Annotated in this window: 20 protein-coding genes; 6 read left to right on the top strand and 14 right to left on the bottom strand. The window is 50.1% G+C overall.

The features are described 5' to 3' along the window. Positions 1-9: 9 nt before the first annotated feature. Positions 10-282: a hypothetical protein gene (locus DFP95_RS24090; protein WP_115995247.1), complete on the bottom strand. Its 273-nt coding sequence runs from the start codon at positions 280-282 to the stop codon at positions 10-12. A gap of 188 nt (positions 283-470) precedes the next feature. On the opposite strand from DFP95_RS24090, the gene xerS reads away from it, so the two are divergent. The 3 genes from xerS to DFP95_RS24075 all read left to right on the top strand — a co-directional run bounded on the left by xerS (position 471) and on the right by DFP95_RS24075 (position 3562). Next, positions 471-1562 (top strand): tyrosine recombinase XerS, encoded by a 1092-nt coding sequence (gene xerS / locus DFP95_RS24085; protein WP_115995246.1) that lies wholly within the window; start codon positions 471-473, stop codon positions 1560-1562. 123 nt (positions 1563-1685) lie between these two features. Beyond that, the gene (gene fumC / locus DFP95_RS24080) at positions 1686-3071 is read left to right on the top strand and encodes a class II fumarate hydratase (protein ID WP_115995245.1); all 1386 of its coding nucleotides are present in this window, start codon (positions 1686-1688) and stop codon (positions 3069-3071) included. Positions 3072-3220: 149 nt separating this feature from the next. Then, on the top strand, positions 3221-3562 hold the full coding sequence (locus tag DFP95_RS24075; protein ID WP_115995244.1) for a DUF3889 domain-containing protein: 342 nt from the start codon (positions 3221-3223) through the stop codon (positions 3560-3562). Between the two features lies 1 nt (position 3563). Here the strand turns inward: DFP95_RS24075 and DFP95_RS24070 are convergent, their stop codons facing one another. The 5 genes from DFP95_RS24070 to DFP95_RS24050 form a co-directional block, all read right to left on the bottom strand. Further along, positions 3564-3956, bottom strand: a complete 393-nt coding sequence (locus DFP95_RS24070; protein WP_115995243.1) for a glyoxalase superfamily protein — start codon at positions 3954-3956, stop codon at positions 3564-3566. Positions 3957-3967: 11 nt separating this feature from the next. Then, positions 3968-4996, bottom strand: a complete 1029-nt coding sequence (locus DFP95_RS24065) for a FecCD family ABC transporter permease (protein ID WP_115995242.1) — start codon at positions 4994-4996, stop codon at positions 3968-3970. 2 nt (positions 4997-4998) lie between these two features. Further along, positions 4999-6051, bottom strand: coding sequence for a FecCD family ABC transporter permease (locus tag DFP95_RS24060; protein WP_115995241.1), 1053 nt, complete (start codon positions 6049-6051; stop codon positions 4999-5001). Between the two features lie 154 nt (positions 6052-6205). Continuing rightward, positions 6206-6946 carry a metallophosphoesterase family protein gene (locus DFP95_RS24055; RefSeq protein WP_115995240.1) on the bottom strand — a complete coding sequence of 247 codons (741 nt, stop codon included), beginning with the start codon at positions 6944-6946 and terminating at the stop codon, positions 6206-6208. A gap of 172 nt (positions 6947-7118) precedes the next feature. Next, entirely contained in the window at positions 7119-7454 is a 336-nt protein-coding gene (locus tag DFP95_RS24050; RefSeq protein ID WP_115995239.1) for an ArsR/SmtB family transcription factor, read from the bottom strand. 109 nt (positions 7455-7563) lie between these two features. On the opposite strand from DFP95_RS24050, the gene DFP95_RS24045 reads away from it, so the two are divergent. After that, positions 7564-8943: an MFS transporter gene (locus DFP95_RS24045; RefSeq protein ID WP_245987931.1), complete on the top strand. Its 1380-nt coding sequence runs from the start codon at positions 7564-7566 to the stop codon at positions 8941-8943. A gap of 6 nt (positions 8944-8949) precedes the next feature. On the opposite strand, the gene DFP95_RS29535 is transcribed toward DFP95_RS24045, so the two are convergent. Continuing rightward, positions 8950-9282: an MFS transporter gene (locus tag DFP95_RS29535; RefSeq protein ID WP_245987937.1), complete on the bottom strand. Its 333-nt coding sequence runs from the start codon at positions 9280-9282 to the stop codon at positions 8950-8952. Here DFP95_RS29535 and DFP95_RS29530 point away from each other — a divergent pair. Beyond that, positions 9281-9532: a hypothetical protein gene (locus tag DFP95_RS29530; RefSeq protein WP_245987940.1), complete on the top strand. Its 252-nt coding sequence runs from the start codon at positions 9281-9283 to the stop codon at positions 9530-9532. The two genes, DFP95_RS29535 and DFP95_RS29530, sit on opposite strands and share 2 nt — an antisense overlap. Position 9533: 1 nt before the next feature. Here the strand turns inward: DFP95_RS29530 and DFP95_RS24035 are convergent, their stop codons facing one another. The 7 genes from DFP95_RS24035 to DFP95_RS24005 form a co-directional block, all read right to left on the bottom strand. Next, positions 9534-10658, bottom strand: coding sequence for an NADH:flavin oxidoreductase (locus DFP95_RS24035; protein WP_245987929.1), 1125 nt, complete (start codon positions 10656-10658; stop codon positions 9534-9536). A gap of 61 nt (positions 10659-10719) precedes the next feature. Beyond that, on the bottom strand, positions 10720-11031 hold the full coding sequence (locus tag DFP95_RS24030) for an ArsR/SmtB family transcription factor (RefSeq protein ID WP_115995237.1): 312 nt from the start codon (positions 11029-11031) through the stop codon (positions 10720-10722). 112 nt (positions 11032-11143) lie between these two features. Beyond that, positions 11144-12151 (bottom strand): phosphotransferase, encoded by a 1008-nt coding sequence (locus tag DFP95_RS24025; RefSeq protein WP_181907585.1) that lies wholly within the window; start codon positions 12149-12151, stop codon positions 11144-11146. A gap of 2 nt (positions 12152-12153) precedes the next feature. After that, on the bottom strand, positions 12154-13428 hold the full coding sequence (locus DFP95_RS24020; protein WP_115995235.1) for a stalk domain-containing protein: 1275 nt from the start codon (positions 13426-13428) through the stop codon (positions 12154-12156). A gap of 94 nt (positions 13429-13522) precedes the next feature. Further along, positions 13523-14347 carry a VanW family protein gene (locus tag DFP95_RS24015; RefSeq protein WP_115995234.1) on the bottom strand — a complete coding sequence of 275 codons (825 nt, stop codon included), beginning with the start codon at positions 14345-14347 and terminating at the stop codon, positions 13523-13525. Beyond that, the gene (locus DFP95_RS24010) at positions 14344-14955 is read right to left on the bottom strand and encodes a GNAT family N-acetyltransferase (protein ID WP_115995233.1); all 612 of its coding nucleotides are present in this window, start codon (positions 14953-14955) and stop codon (positions 14344-14346) included. The genes DFP95_RS24015 and DFP95_RS24010 overlap by 4 nt, the downstream gene beginning before the upstream one ends. A 2-nt stretch (positions 14956-14957) precedes the next feature. After that, positions 14958-15587: an HD domain-containing protein gene (locus tag DFP95_RS24005; RefSeq protein WP_181907584.1), complete on the bottom strand. Its 630-nt coding sequence runs from the start codon at positions 15585-15587 to the stop codon at positions 14958-14960. Positions 15588-15790: 203 nt separating this feature from the next. On the opposite strand from DFP95_RS24005, the gene DFP95_RS24000 reads away from it, so the two are divergent. Further along, positions 15791-17569, top strand: a complete 1779-nt coding sequence (locus tag DFP95_RS24000) for an ABC transporter ATP-binding protein (protein ID WP_115995232.1) — start codon at positions 15791-15793, stop codon at positions 17567-17569. Positions 17570-17593: the final 24 nt, after the last annotated feature.

Genomic DNA, 17593 nt, shown 5'->3' with positions numbered 1-17593 from the left:
ATGTTTATATTAGTGCTTTCCTGTCTTCTTGCGATTATGGTCAATGATGCTTAACGTAACCCACAGAATGGAAGCAATGATGTATATCGGAATAACGATGACGATGAGAGTAGCAAAATCGGCAAGATCATTCCATTCGCCGTTCTCTTTCCTTATGGCGTAGAGAAATATGAGAAATCCGACCGCGTACACCGCGAGCGGCCACCACCGCCTTCGTCGAACGGCGAGCGCCGGTATGAGCAGCAGGACGATCCAAGCGAAGACGTAACCTGGTCCCTGCATGGCTTCTCCTCCTTCGATTAACTCAGGAACATGATCCAATATGCCTATTGTATCAAATGAGATTAGCGAAACGAAATGAACTTCATGACGTTCTTGTGGCGTATGAACCGCGGTTGTCGCGAAACCTGATATCTTCGTTAATTTTTGTTATACTTGTCGTAGAAATCGCTTGGGAATGAGGGATCTCCGTGAACTTGCAGAAGAAGAAAGACCGTGAAGATCTCGACCAAAGAATTCCGAGAATGCCGTGGTACGTCGAGAAGTTCGTCAATTATAAGCTTCCAGATCTCTCTCCTTCCTCCTTGCTGGAATACGTTCGCGATTATGAAACGTTCTTCTCTTGGTTTATGGCCGAGGGTTTAACTTCAGGAGCGACGATGAAGGAAATCCCTATTGAGGACTTGGAACGTCTTCATATGGACAGCGTCGATAATTACAGGATGTTCCTCGCTACGAAGCGGGACAACGCGAACACGAAGACGACGATTTCCCGTAAGCTGTCTTCTCTTCGATCCTTATTCCACTATTTAAGCCAGATTGCCGAAGATGAAGATTTCTATCCTTTGCTGAAGCGTAACGTTATGGCTAAAGTCTCGATCAAACGGACGCAGAAGCCCAAGGATACCGCTGCCAAGCTGGAAGGCAAGCTTCTTCAAGAGCAAGAGATCATCGAATTCATTAACTACATTAAACAAGATTATGCCCATGATGTTGCCGCGAACAAACAGGCGATCTACTCTCATGATCTTAATCGTACGCGCGATTGCTGCATTGTGAGCCTGATCCTGAATTCAGGTCTCCGCGTGTCCGAGCTCGTGAATCTGAATACGGATGATATGGACTTCAAGAAACGATTGGTCTACGTCTACCGTAAGGGGAAAAATGACGATACCTTCAAGACTCCCGTCTACTTCCGTCAGGACGCGGTAGGCGATCTGGAAGAATACCTGAAGCAACGAGATTCGAGATATAAGTCTCCGAAGAAGGAGAAGGCGCTATTCTTGGCTATCGCCAACGGGAAGAAAGAAGGATCCCGAATGACGAAACGCGCCATTCAGGAAATGGTGATGAAATACGCAAGACGCTTCGGCAAACCTTATCTATCGGTACATAAACTCCGGCACTCCTTTGCAACCGACTATTACTTAAGCAACGATCTGTACAAGACGCAAGAGCAGCTCGGCCATGCTTCACCGGAAACGACTCAGATCTATGCGCATCTGACCGACAAAACGATGGCGGAAGCCATTGATCGGCGCAAAGAAGAGAGTATTTCCTAACATAAAACCACTCCCTCGTCGGAGTGGTTTTACTTATTGCGCGGATAGGTTTAATTTTATAAGGTAAGATGGATGCTACGTATAACGTCTTCGCCAAACAATATATGATAATGAGGTGTGCCCATGGATTATCGGATCGAGAAAGACTCGCTTGGTGAAGTTCAGGTCCCCGCTCATAAATTATGGGGCGCGCAAACGCAGCGAAGCCTGTCGAATTTCAAAATCGGCAACGAGAAGATGCCGATTGAGCTCATACGAGTTTTCGCTCTGTTGAAGAAAAGCGCGGCAATCGTTAACCAAGAGCTCGGTAAGTTGGATGAAGTTAAGGCGAGCGCGATCATCGCGGCAGCGGATGAAGTCATTATTGGATCATGGGATGAACACTTCCCTCTTGCCGTATGGCAAACTGGCAGCGGAACGCAATCCAACATGAACGTGAACGAAGTCATAGCCCATCGCGCCAATCAGCTATTGACTGATAAAGGGATCGAACAACGCATACATCCGAACGATGACGTCAATCAATCCCAGAGCTCGAATGACACGTTCCCGACTGCCATGCACGTTTCGGCGTTACTGGCAATCGAAGATAAAGTACTTCCCTCCATTCGAAAATTAAAGCAAACTCTGGAGCTCAAGAGCAATGAATTCGCGAATGTCATCAAGATCGGACGCACGCATTTGCAGGATGCCACTCCGCTTACGCTCGGTCAGGAGATGAGCGGCTGGGTGAGGATGCTCGACAAAACCGATCGCATGATCCAAGATAGCTCCGAATACCTTCGGGAGCTCGCGATCGGCGGGACGGCCGTCGGAACGGGAATTAACGCCCACCCTCAATTCGGTGATAATGTCGCGGCGAAGCTGAGCGAGCTAAGCGGGAAAAAGTTCCTGTCTGCGTCCAATAAGTTCCACGCGCTTACGAGTCATGACGAGATCGTACATGTCCATGGAGCGCTTAAGGCGCTTGCCGTCGATTTAATGAAGATCGCCAACGACGTCAGATGGCTGGCGAGCGGACCTCGAAGCGGAATCGGGGAAATTACCATTCCGGCCAACGAGCCCGGCAGCTCCATCATGCCCGGCAAAGTTAACCCTACCCAGTCGGAAGCGCTGACGATGGTCGTGGCGCAGGTTATGGGTAACGACGTCACGATCGGAATCGCCGCTAGCCAAGGAAACTTCGAATTGAATGTCTTTAAGCCTGTTATTATTTACAACTTTCTGCAGTCGGCCCAGCTGTTGTCCGACGCCATTCACTCTTGGAACGATCACTGCGCGATCGGCATCGAAGCGAACACATCCGTCATTCAAGGGCATTTGGAACGATCGTTAATGCTCGTTACCGCGCTTAATCCCCATATCGGATACGAGAATGCGGCTTCGATCGCGAAGACCGCGCATAGTAAAGGCCTCACTCTTAAAGAAGCTGCGATGCAAAGCGGATTGTTAACGGAGGAGCAGTTCGACAAAATCGTACGCCCTGAGAATATGATCAGTCCCCGATAACTAATACGAAAGCGAGGTGGCCACCGCCCCCTCGCTTTCAATATATTCACTAATGGAATCGTTGGCATAATAACCGATCTTAAGGTCAGAATAACCAGCGAGAGCAGGACTGTAGAAACTTTACCGGAGAAAGCGACGGTGTCGACGTTATGACTAAAAAGGCTTTACGTGCATTGATCCTAGCAGTGATAGTCAGCGCGGTGTCCGGAGTCGTTCCCTGCGCATTTCCCCTTTCGACCACGATTGCCAAAGCACCTGAGTATGCCAAATGGGGAATTATCGCCATGGAACGGACGAAAGCTAAATATCGCGCCAGCATTATCGATTACTTGCATGTTGGCCGCAAGCAGGTTTCCGAAGATATCGCGGAAGAAACCTTTAAGTTGTGGCTTAAGGACGGCAGCCGAGAATACGGCGTTCGAGTTAGCATACGATTCTATACCGCGAACGACCGCATCATCTCCGTCCATTTTCAAGAAACCCAGAACTAACTCATGATTCTCCGGCTTCGGCCACTCTCTCGTAGAACGTGATGCGATTTCCGAACGGATCTGTTATGCGAATCTCATCGGAACCGAAGGCTTGTTCGACACCCGGTCTGGCGTATTTGTATTTCTTCTCGCTCAGAAACTTATGGTAAGCCTGAATATTGCGTATTTCTATGCGCAGTGCCGCTCCGGGCATGCTGTCGCCATAATGCTCGGAGAGGTGAAGTACGCTGCTCCCTTGAGAAATCTGCATATAGAGAGGCATATCTTCTTCGAACCGATGCTCCCAATCTATCCGATAGCCGAGAAAATCCACGTAAAACTCTCTTGCCTTGGGTTCATCCATTATTCTTAAGACGGGCGTTGCGACTCCAAGCGAATACTCCGTTTCATCCATTCCGATTCCTCCTACTTTTCTTTTGACCGCGCAAGCAGATAAAGGAAATATGGCGCTCCGATTACGGCTATGACAAGACCCGTCGGAATTTCCGAGGGTTGAAAGGCAACCCTCCCTATGGTATCGGATATAATGACGAGCAACCCTCCGGCCAAAGCGGATGTCGGAAGCAGGATCTGATGCTTAGAGCCGACTAATCTTCGCGCGAGATGGGGAGCAATCAAGCCGACGAACGATATTCCCCCGCTTACCGCGACGCATGCTCCCGCAAGCGCGACAGCCACGGCCAGCAATCGAAGACGTTCCCCCTCGACCTTCGCGCCTAAGCCTGCAGCTAATTGTTCGCCGAGGTTGAGTACGTCTAACGTGCGCGACTTATAGAATGAATAAGGAATGAGAATAAGAATCCACGGCAGCAAGGCAAGTACGAACTTCCAGTTCGTTCCCCATATCGCTCCGGCGTTCCATCGTTCCACGAACTGGAATTTTTCCGGACTCAAGCGAAGCGTTATCGCGACAGTTGCAGCGCTGATGGCCGCCGCGATTCCGATTCCGTTTAAGATTAACCGGATTGGAGAAGCTCCTTCGTTCTTCTTGAACGAGAGCATGTAAATTAGACTTGCGGTTCCCGACGCCCCTACGAATGCCAACATCGGCAAGAAAAAGACGGGAGCGGATATGGTCGTCGGAAAATACATGATGTAGGTTAGAACGGCAAGTCCAGCCCCCGCGTTAATGCCGAGAATACCGGGATCCGAAAGGCCGTTACGCGTTATCCCTTGCAGGATGCACCCGGAAACGGCTAATCCCATGCCGATCAAGATCGAAATCACGATACGAGGCAAGCGGAAGTCGAACAGAATCAGATGCTGTTTATCGGTTCCGCCGCCGAAGAAAGTCCGAATGACTTCTAATGGGGTCAAGCGAATGAAGCCGGTATTCATGCTGATCAATAAGACGAGGACAATGAGAAGTACGAGCGAGATTATGACCGTAAATCCTCGGGACTTCTGCCAAAGGTTTCTGGCGCTTTCGACCATCGCTAGTTGTCCCCCCTCTTGCGTGCGATATAGAGGAAGAACGGTACTCCGATAAGCGCGATTAGCACGCCAATAGGCGTTTCTGTCGGCGCGTTGATCATCCGTGCGCCCATATCGGCAAGCACGACGAACAAGCCGCCGAGAACGGCCGAGGAAGGAATGATCCAACGATAATCGACGCCGACCAAATATCTGGCCATGTGAGGGATGATCAATCCGATAAATCCGATCGAACCGGCCACCGATACGGAAGAACCTGCCAGAATGAGCACAGCTATCGACCCGATGACTTTGATGAACGTCGTGCGTTGTCCCAAGTTGACGGCTACGTCATCCCCGAGGCTTAAGATCGTGATGGACCGAGAGATGATGATCGACACGAGTATGGCTCCGAAGACCCAAGGCAGCATAATCCAGATTTGCGACCACCTTATGCCCGCTACCCCGCCGGCATACCAGAACGCCAGATCCCGGCCGATCCGGTAATGAATGGCGATTCCTTCGCTTAAAGCTAACAGCAAGGCGCTAACCGCGGCTCCCGATAACGCCAACCTTATCGGAGTAAGTCCCGTTCTGGATAACGACCCGATACCGAATACGATGCCCGCCCCGATTCCGGCTCCGAGGAAACAGTACAGCATCAATCCAAGCACGGTTATTCCCGGGTTGAACGCAAAACAAAGTGCTAGGACGAATCCCGCGCCTGCGTTAATGCCGAGCAACCCCGAATCGGCGAGCGGATTGCGCGTCATTCCTTGCATGATCGCTCCCGCCACCGCGTACGATGCCCCTACAATAGCGCTTGCCAACGCGCGGGGCAAGCGAAGCTCGCGAATGATCTGATGCTGCGTAAGATTCTTATCGAACTGGAATACCGCTTCCCATACCGTCATAAACTTGATATCCGCTGCTCCGACGGAAATCGAGGCGATTAATCCCAGGATGAGACCGACAATCCCAACGAGAATGACGAATAATGCCGTGACCGGACGGGACTTGAAATGAACTGGCGATGAACCGGACTTGTTATTCGTTGACTGTGTCGAAACTCCCATATGTATCTCCCTTGCAAACAATCTAAGAACATTGATAATCATTATCATTTGCAATGGTAACATGCCAAGTTCTATATTTCAATTGCGGATTCTCCTTTAAACCAAACAAAGAGGCCGCAAAGGACCTCAATGTTCGTATAATCGTGCATCTTTTTTACGCGGACGCCGAGGAGTTGCTGATTTTTCTCGTCGTATAGGATTGATCCCGAAAGATAAGGCAATTCAATTGCAGCCCATATGCGCAACCGCCATCTATGCCTATCTTGTCTTCATGAAACCATACATCGGATACACCGTGAATTTCCATCGCCCTAGTATGACCGAAAATGACCTTCTTGCTAACCTTGGTCTTGAATCGGATAAAATCATTTTTAATGTACATAAAATCATGCGGCGGTTGTTCTTTCCAATTCGTGTAATGCGGATTTAACCCTGCGTGCACATAGATGTGGTTCGCGTCTTCATAATAGTAAGGAAGAACGCCTAGAAAATCGATATGATGATCGTAATTGTCCATGATATGCCGTCTAGCTTCTTGCAGCCGTTCGACGTTGATTTCCTTTCCGATGAAGCCGCAGTAGCTATGAAGAGTTTGAATTCCGCCGTGCTCCATGAATTTAGCTTGGATATGGGGATCGTTCGTGCGAATAAGATCCACGAGCCTCTGATCGTGGTTCCCCCGCAATGCGATCGCCCGATGGTTATGAACGAGATCGATCACGCGGTCGACGACTTCCCTGCTCTTTGGCCCTCTATCTATATAATCGCCCAGTAAAATGAGCTGATCTTCAGCCGAGTTGTATTCGATTTCTTCAAGCATACGGTTTAATGGCTCGATGCAGCCATGAATATCGCTGATCATTAATGTTCTCTTTGCTTCCGTAAACGGGTACATGGCATTCTCTCCTCATTCGTTCTCTCTCTATTAACGATATTAATTACCTCCTCTTATTATTCAATGTCCGTTGACGAATCCCCTCTTGTTTCCATCATTTTTTTTGCTACGGATGAGACAAAATAAAGAAGATCGCAACTTTCGCGATCTTCCAATGAAATCAAGCTTATGATTATTCCGCATTGATGATCATCGGTTCGCCCGAATGCTCGTAAGCATTCATGACGGAAGTTAATAAACCGGGAAACCTCGACTCGAGATCTTCCGTACGTATCGACAGGAATCGCTGGGTTCCATGCACCCGAACGCTTACCACACCTGCTTCGCGAAGAGTTCGCGCATGATGCGATAGCGTGGATTTCACGACCGGCACATCGATATCTCCGCATGTTCGTTCGCCTGATCTGCGTAATTCAGCAAGAATGAATAACCGAACGGGATCGCTTAATGCGTATAGGACGGATGACAATTGAATATCTGCTTTGTCGGGGTGATGTAAAATTTTCATTTAACTACCTCCTTCGCAAAACCCATGATTGCATTTTATCATACTCCATGCTATATTTCTATTGTTCGATGACAATCGAATATTAGAACAAAGAATCGAGGGATCTCACATGTCAATTCCCGTTCGCATGAATTCAACCGACGGAGTTGAGCAACCCGCCATGCGCGAGGGTTTAGTCACATTATTGCTCGGCATATCCATCGTGCTCGTCATTATGAATACGATGATGTTTAATCTTGCGCTTCCCGACGTATCGATTGCCTTCGATCTGTCGCCTTCCTCGACGTCATGGGTCGTTACGGGATATTCGATCGTCTTCGCCATCTCTTCGATCACGTACAGTCGATTGTCCGATTTTATTCCGATCCGACGATTGTTGATCATCGGAATTCTTTCGCTAAGCTTAGCGGCCATCGTCGGATACTTTACGGATAATTTCGTGCTTCTCTTGGTCGTTCGGTTAGTTCAAGCGTCCGGAGCGGGTTCGATCCCGGCTTTATCGCTCATTCTCGTTTCCCGTTACGTGCCGGTTGAACGCCGAGGAAAGTCGATGGCCACCGTCATGTCGGCGGCTTCCCTTGGACTCGGACTAGGCCCTGTCGTCGGCGGAGCTATCGTTGAATACATGGGCTGGCACTATTTGTTCATCGTTACGGCAATAACGATCGTATTGGTGCCGTTCCTCGCTTCGTTCATCCCTAAGGAAAAACCGAAGGAAGGCTCTTTCGATGCATGGGGTGCCCTATTCGTCGGAGTAGGAACGACGGGATTACTGCTATTCTTGACTAACCATTCCTGGCTCGCCCTTGCTGCAGGTATCGTAGCTCTTGTTTTATTCGTGGCGAGAATTCGAACCGCCGCCGAGCCGTTCGTGCTTCCTGCGTTATTCCGGAATCGCTCTTATTTAACCTTAAGCATGGTCGGAATCGCAGCCTATCTATGCAGCTTCGCCACTTTGTTCTTGCTGCCGCAAATACTGGTAGGTCAATATGGTTTAACCTCCATTGGTGCTGGTCTTGTTATATTCCCGGGTTCGCTCTTGGCCATGCTCGTTTCCCGTAGAGTGGGAAGGATAATCGACACTCAAGGCAACGGGTCCCTCATCCGTTTCGTCCCTTTTCTCGTCTTGATCTCCGTCGTGTTGTTCGCGTTGTTTGAAGGAACGTCATATGTCTCCATCCTATTCATCTATATCTTGCTCAGCGTAGGCTTCACGATCATATCGAGCAGCATCTCCAACGAGATATCCCGTATCCTGCCTGCCAAGCAAATCGGTTCCGGATTGGGATTGTTTAATCTTCTGCAATTTTTCAGCGGAGCGTTCGGCGTAGCCATTACGGCAAGCGCGCTTACTTGGCAGAAAGGATTAACGCTCTCCCATGCCTACAGTAATATCTATTGGGGAATGGCGATAGTCGTGATCCTGTCCATCTTGTCGGCGGTCTCTTATCTTCGTTCGGCATCTCGTCGCGTACAATCCGCTTCATAATACTCGTTAACGATCGGGAGAATGCAACGGAATTTGTTGCATTCTCCCTTTTCTCGTCGCGGAAACCGGAATCGTCATGGCCATCGAGAAAATCCAGAAGCTGATCAGAAGCAGGCTTATGAAGACGGGAGAAGAGATTAATGGTAGCAACGCAAGAGCAACGACAAGCATTGACAACCCTATGATAATCATCCGCACGGTTCCCCACTTGTCCGCCCATTTCCCTCCCATCCTCGAACCGATTACGCTAAATACTCCAAGCGTGAGCATCATGATTCCGATGGCTGATTCATTCATGTGAAGGATTGACTCCATGAAAGGAGTAGCATAACTATACATGGATGAGCTACTTGTGCTCAAGAAGAAGGAGAAGAATAATCCCCTTACGATAATCGGACTGCTTAGCATAAAGCTGATCATCCCTAACGCCGCGAAGATGACTTGCCAGTTCATCCACTTCGCGACGGCGATTCCGATCGGAACGAGTAATCGTGGTTTCCTTACAAAAAAAACAGTCTTCAAGGTGTTTAACCACCTTAAAGACTGTTTTTCTTTTACGCCCATAGTCTTGGACCTGAAGCAAACTTAATTTAGATTAACTTACGCAAAGCTTCTGCATGAAACGGGATAAGCTCATCAAATCGTCCATCTTTGATTTTCGCTGCCCATGCCGGATCTACTAATAATGAGCGGCCGACGGCGACGAGGTCAAATTCCTCGTTGTTTAGCCTTTGTATTAGATTGTTTATGTCTGCGGTCCCTGCATCTTGTCCTCTGAATGCGCCCAAGAATTCGGAATCCAGACCTACCGATCCTACGGTAATCGTTGGTTTGCCCGTAAGCTTCTTCACCCAGCCCGCGAAATTAAGGTCCGATCCTTCGAACTCGGGTTCCCAGAATCTGCGCGTGGAACAATGGAAGACATCGACTCCCGCTTTTACGAGAGGTGCTAACAGTTGACCGAGAAGTTCTGGAGTTGCAGCGAGCTTCGCGCCGTACTCGGCTGATTTCCATTGCGATAAACGTAATATAATCGGAAAATCCGTTCCGACGGCTTCGCGGCAAGCCGCAACGATCTCCGTCGCAAACCGGACGCGCGCAAGGAGACTCCCCCCGTATTCGTCCGTCCTTCGGTTTGTCCGCTCCCATAGAAACTGATCGATCAAATATCCATGCGCTCCATGCAGCTCGATTCCGTCGAAGCCGATCCGCTTAGCATCCGCGGCCGCTTCCGCGAAGGCTTTAACGATCCTGCTGATCTCCGCCTTCGTCATCGGTTCATTTTCCTGCTCGCCGTTTAGATTTAGCCCGGAAGGACCGATCGACGGCACGTCGGGATTCGGCAATGAACCGTTCTTGCGCGTCATGCCTACATGCCACAACTGAGGTACGATTCGTCCGCCGGCCTCGTGTACCGCTTTGACAACGTTAGCCCATCCTTCCAATGCTTCCTTGCCGTGGAAATTAGGAATATTAGGATTATCGGTGGCTGCCGGATGATTAATCAACGTTCCTTCCGTCACGATTAAACCTACGCCGTTTTCCGCTCGACGTCTATAATAGGCGGCCACATCAGGTCCAGGCACGCCTCCTGGAGAGAAGCCTCTGGTCATTGGAGCCATAACCACCCGATTGGGCAAGCTCAAAGGACCGATAGTCAGGGGTTGAAACAACGATTGCACGGATGTCGGGACTGCGATATTTTTTTCTTGCACTCTATTACCTCCAGGTTGAAATCCGATTGTGGGTTTTTAAGTCCATAATGATGAAAATCGACTAAAGATCTTTACCGATGTCGTCCTTAAATTTCTGTATTCCTGTCTCGTTACGCCGATAATACGTCCATTGACCATATCGCATGGACTCCAACAGACCTGCCTTTTGCATCTTAACCAAGTAACCGGAAATAACCGATTGCGCTAAGCCAGCCTTCCCGGCGATGGAACCCACGCAAATTCCGCCAGCGAAATCGCATCCGCTCGGCATCTGGCTAGCTGTCTCGAAGTGGACTTCCGGTTCCTTCAGCCATTCCAAAATCTTAAATCTCGTTTCGTTCGATAATGCCTTCATGATCGATAAAGTATCCATAAGCAACAGTATATCTATTTTTACGGAAATGTAAATGCATCATTAGGTTGAAAATCAAGAACGTACCCCGGAACCTCCCGAGATACGTCATTATGATCAATCTTCACTTTTTCTATGCCGTTAGATGTCGAAGGCACAGCTTCAAGAGCTCGCGGTCGACGAACTCCAGCTTCTGAAGGCCCTCGTATGCGGACTGCGTCTGTTCGCGAAGAACGTCTATGCCGTCCACGCCATCCCAATAACGCCCGAGGAAATGCAAGAATACATCTAGGATCCGCAGCTGGACGAGTAGCGGAATGGCTTCCGCCTCGGATCTGTCCAATCGAAGCTGTTCGCCTACTCCGTTCAGAAAGCGATCCACGTTCACCATGGCTCCTTCTTCGTTCAAGAAGCCCGATATAAGCACGGCAATTTCCATCGCGCGCAAGTCCCAGGTACAAAATTCGAAATCCAGTATCGCCGCCAAACGCCGCTTATTTCCCGCTTCCACCAATGAATTCGAATGATTAATGTCTCCGTGAATAAGCTGGTGCGGCAATGTCTTGAACTGCGGGAGGTACCCGCGGAAACGTTCGATCGACTCTCCGATCAACCGTAACGCCGCGGCGTCGCTTTGAAACGTTTCCGGCGGCGAGTAGCAGAATTTCGCGACGTCTTCTGGCGCGCATAACGGATGCGCGGAATCCATCTCGTAATACGGCGGATACATCGGTTGTCCCTCGAGCGACAAACCATCCAGCGCTCTGCTAAGCTGGCCGGAAGCTATCCCGAACAAATAGGCGATGTCTCTGTTCCCCATTTCCGGCCTTTCTCCTTCGATATGGTGAAAGAGGCAGGCAAGGCGTTCGGTCCCGTCTTCAAGCTTGACGATCGTGCCGCCATTTCTACTTCTAACGGGTACCGGAATCAGGAATGGCAACGATTTTTCGTTCAACGCCAGCAAGAGCTCATGCTCGTATCGGATTTTGGCCATATCCTTGTGCGTTTCGTATATTCGCAATACCCATTTCCGACCCTCGGCTTCGATGAAACGCGTGGTATTGTTCCAGCCCGACTGCCCTTTCGCGACAACCCAATTCCCGCCGGAAAAATAATGACTTAAAACCTGGTCGAACGGCAACGTTACTCTCCTACTTTCTGTACGACTCTGTCGATGGTTTCGGCGAAATCGTCGCCATAGAAGGTTAGTCGCCAGAAGGAAGCTCCCAGCAAGCCGTACCGCTTGGCAAGACCGAGCTTGTCGTCTACGGTAGCGGTCGTTTCGTTCCACAAGCTGATACCGAGAATCAATTTGTCCGCGGGAACTCCGGCTTTTAACGTAAGCTGAACCGCTTCTTCGACTTTTGCATTCGGTTCAGGCGTGTGATCCGCCGTCCCCTTCGGATTATAGTCGTAAGCCATCAACACGAGATCGTCCGCGTAGGAGGCAAGCTTCTTGTAATCATAACCTTTGTATGAACCGTTCGGCGGCGGAACGGCCAACGATAATTTGACGTTTAAGGCGGTTAGCTCCTCATCTAGCAAGGCTACATATTCGTTCAGAAGTTTTTGTTGTCCGAGAGCGTCAAGCCGAAGTCCCAATCCCTCGTAATCCAGCAACACGCCTCCGAAGCCTTTATCTCTAGCAAGGTTCACGATAGCGGTTATCGAATTCCGACGAAGAGTCTCGTCGCCGAGCATCTTCGTTAATTCGCCTTTGCCATCCACGGCATACACCATGAGATACGGTTTCACGCCTTCCTCGGCGCTTTCTTGAATCAACGCTTCCGCGGTGACGTCACCCGCCGCTTCCGGCCAGTAGTAATCGTCGCCATCCAACGTCAGCTCGCCGTTCTCGTTAATTCGCGCCCATCCGAACGCGGTCGAATCCATGGAAAGTATTCTTGACCGCTGCGAGAACGATCCTAAGGCGTAGAAAGCCCTCAGATGAATCGCTCTCTTGGGAGATACGACGGATACGGTACTCGTTGCGCTATTCCATCCGACTTTCGCTCCGAATTGAGTCCCGAAGAAACTTAGCGGAATGAGTACTTGTTCGTTCACGATTAACGGAGCGGCAAGCATTTCCACGGCCGCCCCGTCCACGGTCGCTATATTCTGGCCAAGCTTAAGAACGACGTTCCTCGACGTGCCGTTTACGATGCCTTGGGCAATGACGGACTTCGTCTTACCATCCCAAGAGACGCGAATATCGAGAGCGGCTGCAAGCGAACGGAAAGGAACCATGGTTACGTTGTTCTTGATGACGGGAGAGGCACCTAAATACAACGGAATATCATCCAATACTACGTTTATTTCTTTCAGTATCCCGGCGGCATGCGAGGTCTCATATGAGCCGCCAACGAGTATAGCGGTTGCCATCAAGACGGATGCTGCAGGCTTGATCCAATTATTCATCTCTTAATCTCCTATAATATTATTACTAGAATAGGAGAATTATAGCAGATCGATGGGAATGCCGAAACCGCACGAGAGTTTTTTTAAGAGAAACTTAATGTTCTTTCGACGTTTCGCCAAGAAGCGGCGAATACATCATCAAAGCATGATTTTCCGTAATGTCCTCTTCCCTTAGCCATTCCCCGTCGAGGGCGAACACGTCGCGGTACAACCGATTATGCCGAACGTAGCCGCCCCAAGGCTCCGAAGTTATGGCATGGTCCTTCTCCTTGACTTCGTAACGGTAGAACGAGGGCTGCTCCGCCAGCCATCTTCCTTGAAGAAAGTCGCCGTCTATCGACAGGAACAGCTGGTAGTTAACGGACGTGTTATTCATGATACGCAAATCCCGGTAATTATAAGAGCACGTCGCCCCGCTGCCGAATGGCTGTGTTCGGTTCGCGTCGGGGAATACGTCGTAGCTATGCCGATGTCGTTCCGTCACGGTCAGCTCCGTATGTAGCGTTATCCAGTAAATGAGGTTGGATAATTGACACAACCCGCCCGCAACTCCCGAACGGACCTCGCCGCAAAATAAAACCATGCCGTCGACGTAACCCTTGCTACGCGTCGGATTGCCGATCAAGCGCCAGTAGGAGAACGTCTCGCCTGGACGCAACAAAATGCCGTGTAATCTGGGCACGGCCAACGATAAGTTAACGACTTTATTGCTCTGCATCCACATATCCGTTTTCGCCAGTCGCCGAAATAATGGCGTCCGATGCTGCGCCATGGCATGCGGCAATAGCGTGCTCGACTTCCTTCGGGCGAATTTCACGCCGCCGAACATCCATTCCATATATCGACGCGAAGTATACGCCCATTTACCGACGCGAAGTCGGAGCGAGGACCGCGGGATCGGCCTGAGCTCGGGCTTCATCGCGTGTCTTCTCCTTCTCCCTCCGCTTGAACGATCGGTTGCGGATATAGCGTCAACCGGTCTAAGGGTTGCCCTTTCCAATCCGTCTTCAAGATTCCCATCTGGATAACGTCGTGATATCGGCCGTTCTTATAGATTCGTTCGCGAAGCCGGCCTTCTTGCACGAAGCCGCAGCTTAAGTAACTCCGTATCGCCCGTACGTTGAAATCGTACACTTCCAGCTCCAAGCGATTCAAATTCATCTCGAGGAAAGCGAAGTTTACGAGTAGTTTCATCGCCTCCGTTCCGTAGCCGCGTCCCATTTGCTCCGTGGATCCGATCACGATGCCAACCCTACCTACCCTGTTTTTCCAATCGATGGAATCGAGGCCCAACTGACCTATATAGGCTTCCGTTGATGGATCGGCGATGACGAAGCCCTTGCTGTCGGAGTTCCCTTCCAATGCGGCGTCCAAATACGCTTCCGTCGATTGTTCGGGATGCGGATAGAGGAAAATATCCGAGAGATGGCACACGATATCCGGATCGTTCACCCATTGTCGTATCCATGGTAAATCTTCGATCCGGTACTCCCTGAGCATGACTTGCGTTCCTATCAGTCGGGGCACGGTTATCCCTCCTTGGCTATGGGATCGTCCAGCAGAATGCCTTGATCGATCGACCTCTGCAAAATATCGTTCGTAAATTGCCACAGCGTTTCCGATACTTCCTTCACGGGAGCAAGCCTCTTCAGCACCTGCGAACGAACGATCCCGTTATTCCGCCAGCTTACGCCGCCCGTATAATAATTGTGGATGACGGGCTGCAGACGGTCGAGCGCCGCGGCGTATTTCGATTCATGGGTTACGCCGTCCTCGAACTCCCTCCACAGTTCCATCCATTCTCCTTGTTGATCATCCGGCAGCATGCCGAATAGCCTTCTGGCGGCCGCGTTCTCCCGCTCCTCTTTATCCAAATAGCCCTCGGTGTCGTAAGCGAACGTATCTCCGGCGTCTATCTCTACAATATCGTGCAGAAGCAACATACAGATGACTCGGTTCAAATCGAGCGAAGGATCGTTAGCGTGCTCCAGAAGAACGACGGCCAGTAACGATACGTGCCAGCTATGCTCCGCGGTATTCTCCAAACGGCTGCGATCCATGATAAAAGTTTTGCGTAGCACGGACTTCAACTTGTCGATCTCGACGAGAAAAGCGACTTGACTTGAAAGGCGTTCATTACGAATCCAAGATTCTTGCATGCGTGTGTCCCTCCGTCTATATGCTGGTTCTCTGTCCGCTTATTGTACCATGGAAGGGTTCTCGGAGCATGCGGCGTTCATACTCAGTTCATAATCCTGTAGCATGATGTTCATGAAAACATGGATTCGGCTTAAACGTAACGTCATAATGGAAACATAAGCCTGTAGTCCCGCTAACCTATCGGAAGAATCGAGGATTCGAAATGAGCTCAATCGCTGATTTACCTGGAAAAAATACCGCTCAGCCCAAGAATAATTGGAAATCGTTCGTCACGTTGATCAATAAAGCCAAGCCCTCCAAGACGATGCTGGCAATCGCTCTATCGTTCAGCTTAGTGTCTACCGTCGTAGGATTATTCGTACCCTTGTTCACGAAAAACCTCGTAGACGGCTTTACACTGGATTCGTTGGATTCTTATCAAATCATCCTGCTAGTCTGCGTGTTCGTCGCTCAAACCATCGCCGGGGGCTTATCGATTTACTTGCTGAACAAGTTCGGCCAACAAATTCTGTCCGGGCTTCGGGACATATTGTGGAAGAAGCTGCTCTACCTTCCCGTCGCCCATTACGACAAAGAAGAGACTGGCGGACTGATCAGCAGGGTTACTAATGATACGAACGTCGTTAAGCAGGTCGTTTCCGAGCATATGTCCGGTTTCGTGACCGGCATCATCTCGATCGTCGGTTCGATTATCATCTTGTTCACGCTCGATTGGCAGATGACCTTGATGCTGCTCATCGCCGTTCCTTTGACTTTAATTATTCTAGTCCCCCTAGGTAGGAAGATGCACCAGATTTCGCGCAACATGCAGAACGAAACGGCTAGCTTCACATCCTTGCTCACCCAAGTGCTGTCGGAAGTACGTCTCGTGAAATCGTCTAACGCCGAGCCGATCGAGTACGGTCGCGGGAAGTCCGGGATCGACAAGCTATTCAAGCTTGGCGTGCGCGAAGGCAAGATTCAAGCGTTCATCGGTCCGCTGATGGGCATCGTGATCATGGCCCTGATGGTCGTAATCATAGGGTACGGCGGATTGCGGGTTGCCAACGGCTTTATAACCGCCGGCGAATTGGTTGCATTCATTTTGTATTTGATCCAGATCGTGATGCCGCTAGGCCAGATTACCTCTTTCTTCACGCAATTGCAGAAGGCGATCGGCGCGACGGAAAGAATGATCGATATTCTAGGTCAACCGGAGGAGGATCAATCGATCGGCTCCGATGTGCCGGTTGCGGATTCCGATATGTTATTGAATGACGTTTCCTTTCAATACGACAACGGCGATGCGATATTAAAGGAAGTGAGCTTTACCGTGCCAGCGGGAAAAATTACGGCGCTAGTCGGACCGAGCGGCAGCGGCAAGACGACTTTGTTTTCCCTGATCGAACGGTATTACGAGCCGCAAGTCGGAAATATCTCCTACGGCAACCATGAGATCGGCCGGTTTTCGTTAACGTCATGGAGAAGCCAGATCGGTTACGTCTCCCAGGAAAGTCCGTTGATGTCGGGCACGATTCGAGAGAATATCACTTATGGCTTAAGCAGAGAGGTCGACAACGAGCAATTGCGGAATGTAGCGAAGATGGCTTACGCGGACGGCTTCATTGAAGAGCTTCCGGACGGTTACGACACCGAAGTAGGCGAACGCGGTATGAAGCTTTCGGGAGGGCAACGACAACGGATCGCCATCGCCAGGGCTTTGCTTCGCAATCCGCGCATCCTCATGCTCGACGAAGCGACTTCCTCTCTCGACAGCACGTCGGAACGCGTAGTCCAAGAAGCATTAAACAATCTGATGAAGGGACGCACGACGCTCGTTATCGCGCACCGTCTCTCTACCGTAGTCGATGCCGACCAGATCATTTTCCTCGACAAAGGAAGCATTACCGGAGTCGGTACGCATGCCCAGTTGGTCGCAAGCCACGAGTTATACAGGGAATTCGCCGAACAGCAGTTACGTTACCAAGAGCACTCTATCTAAAGCCTAGTACGAAGATAAGGAGAA

It is taken from the genome of Cohnella lupini (assembly GCF_003386205.1).
In the GTDB taxonomy this organism is placed as follows: Bacteria; Bacillota; Bacilli; order Paenibacillales; family Paenibacillaceae; genus Cohnella; species Cohnella lupini.
Note: the sequence above shows the minus strand (reverse complement) of the source record. Positions and strands in the feature narration are given on the sequence as shown.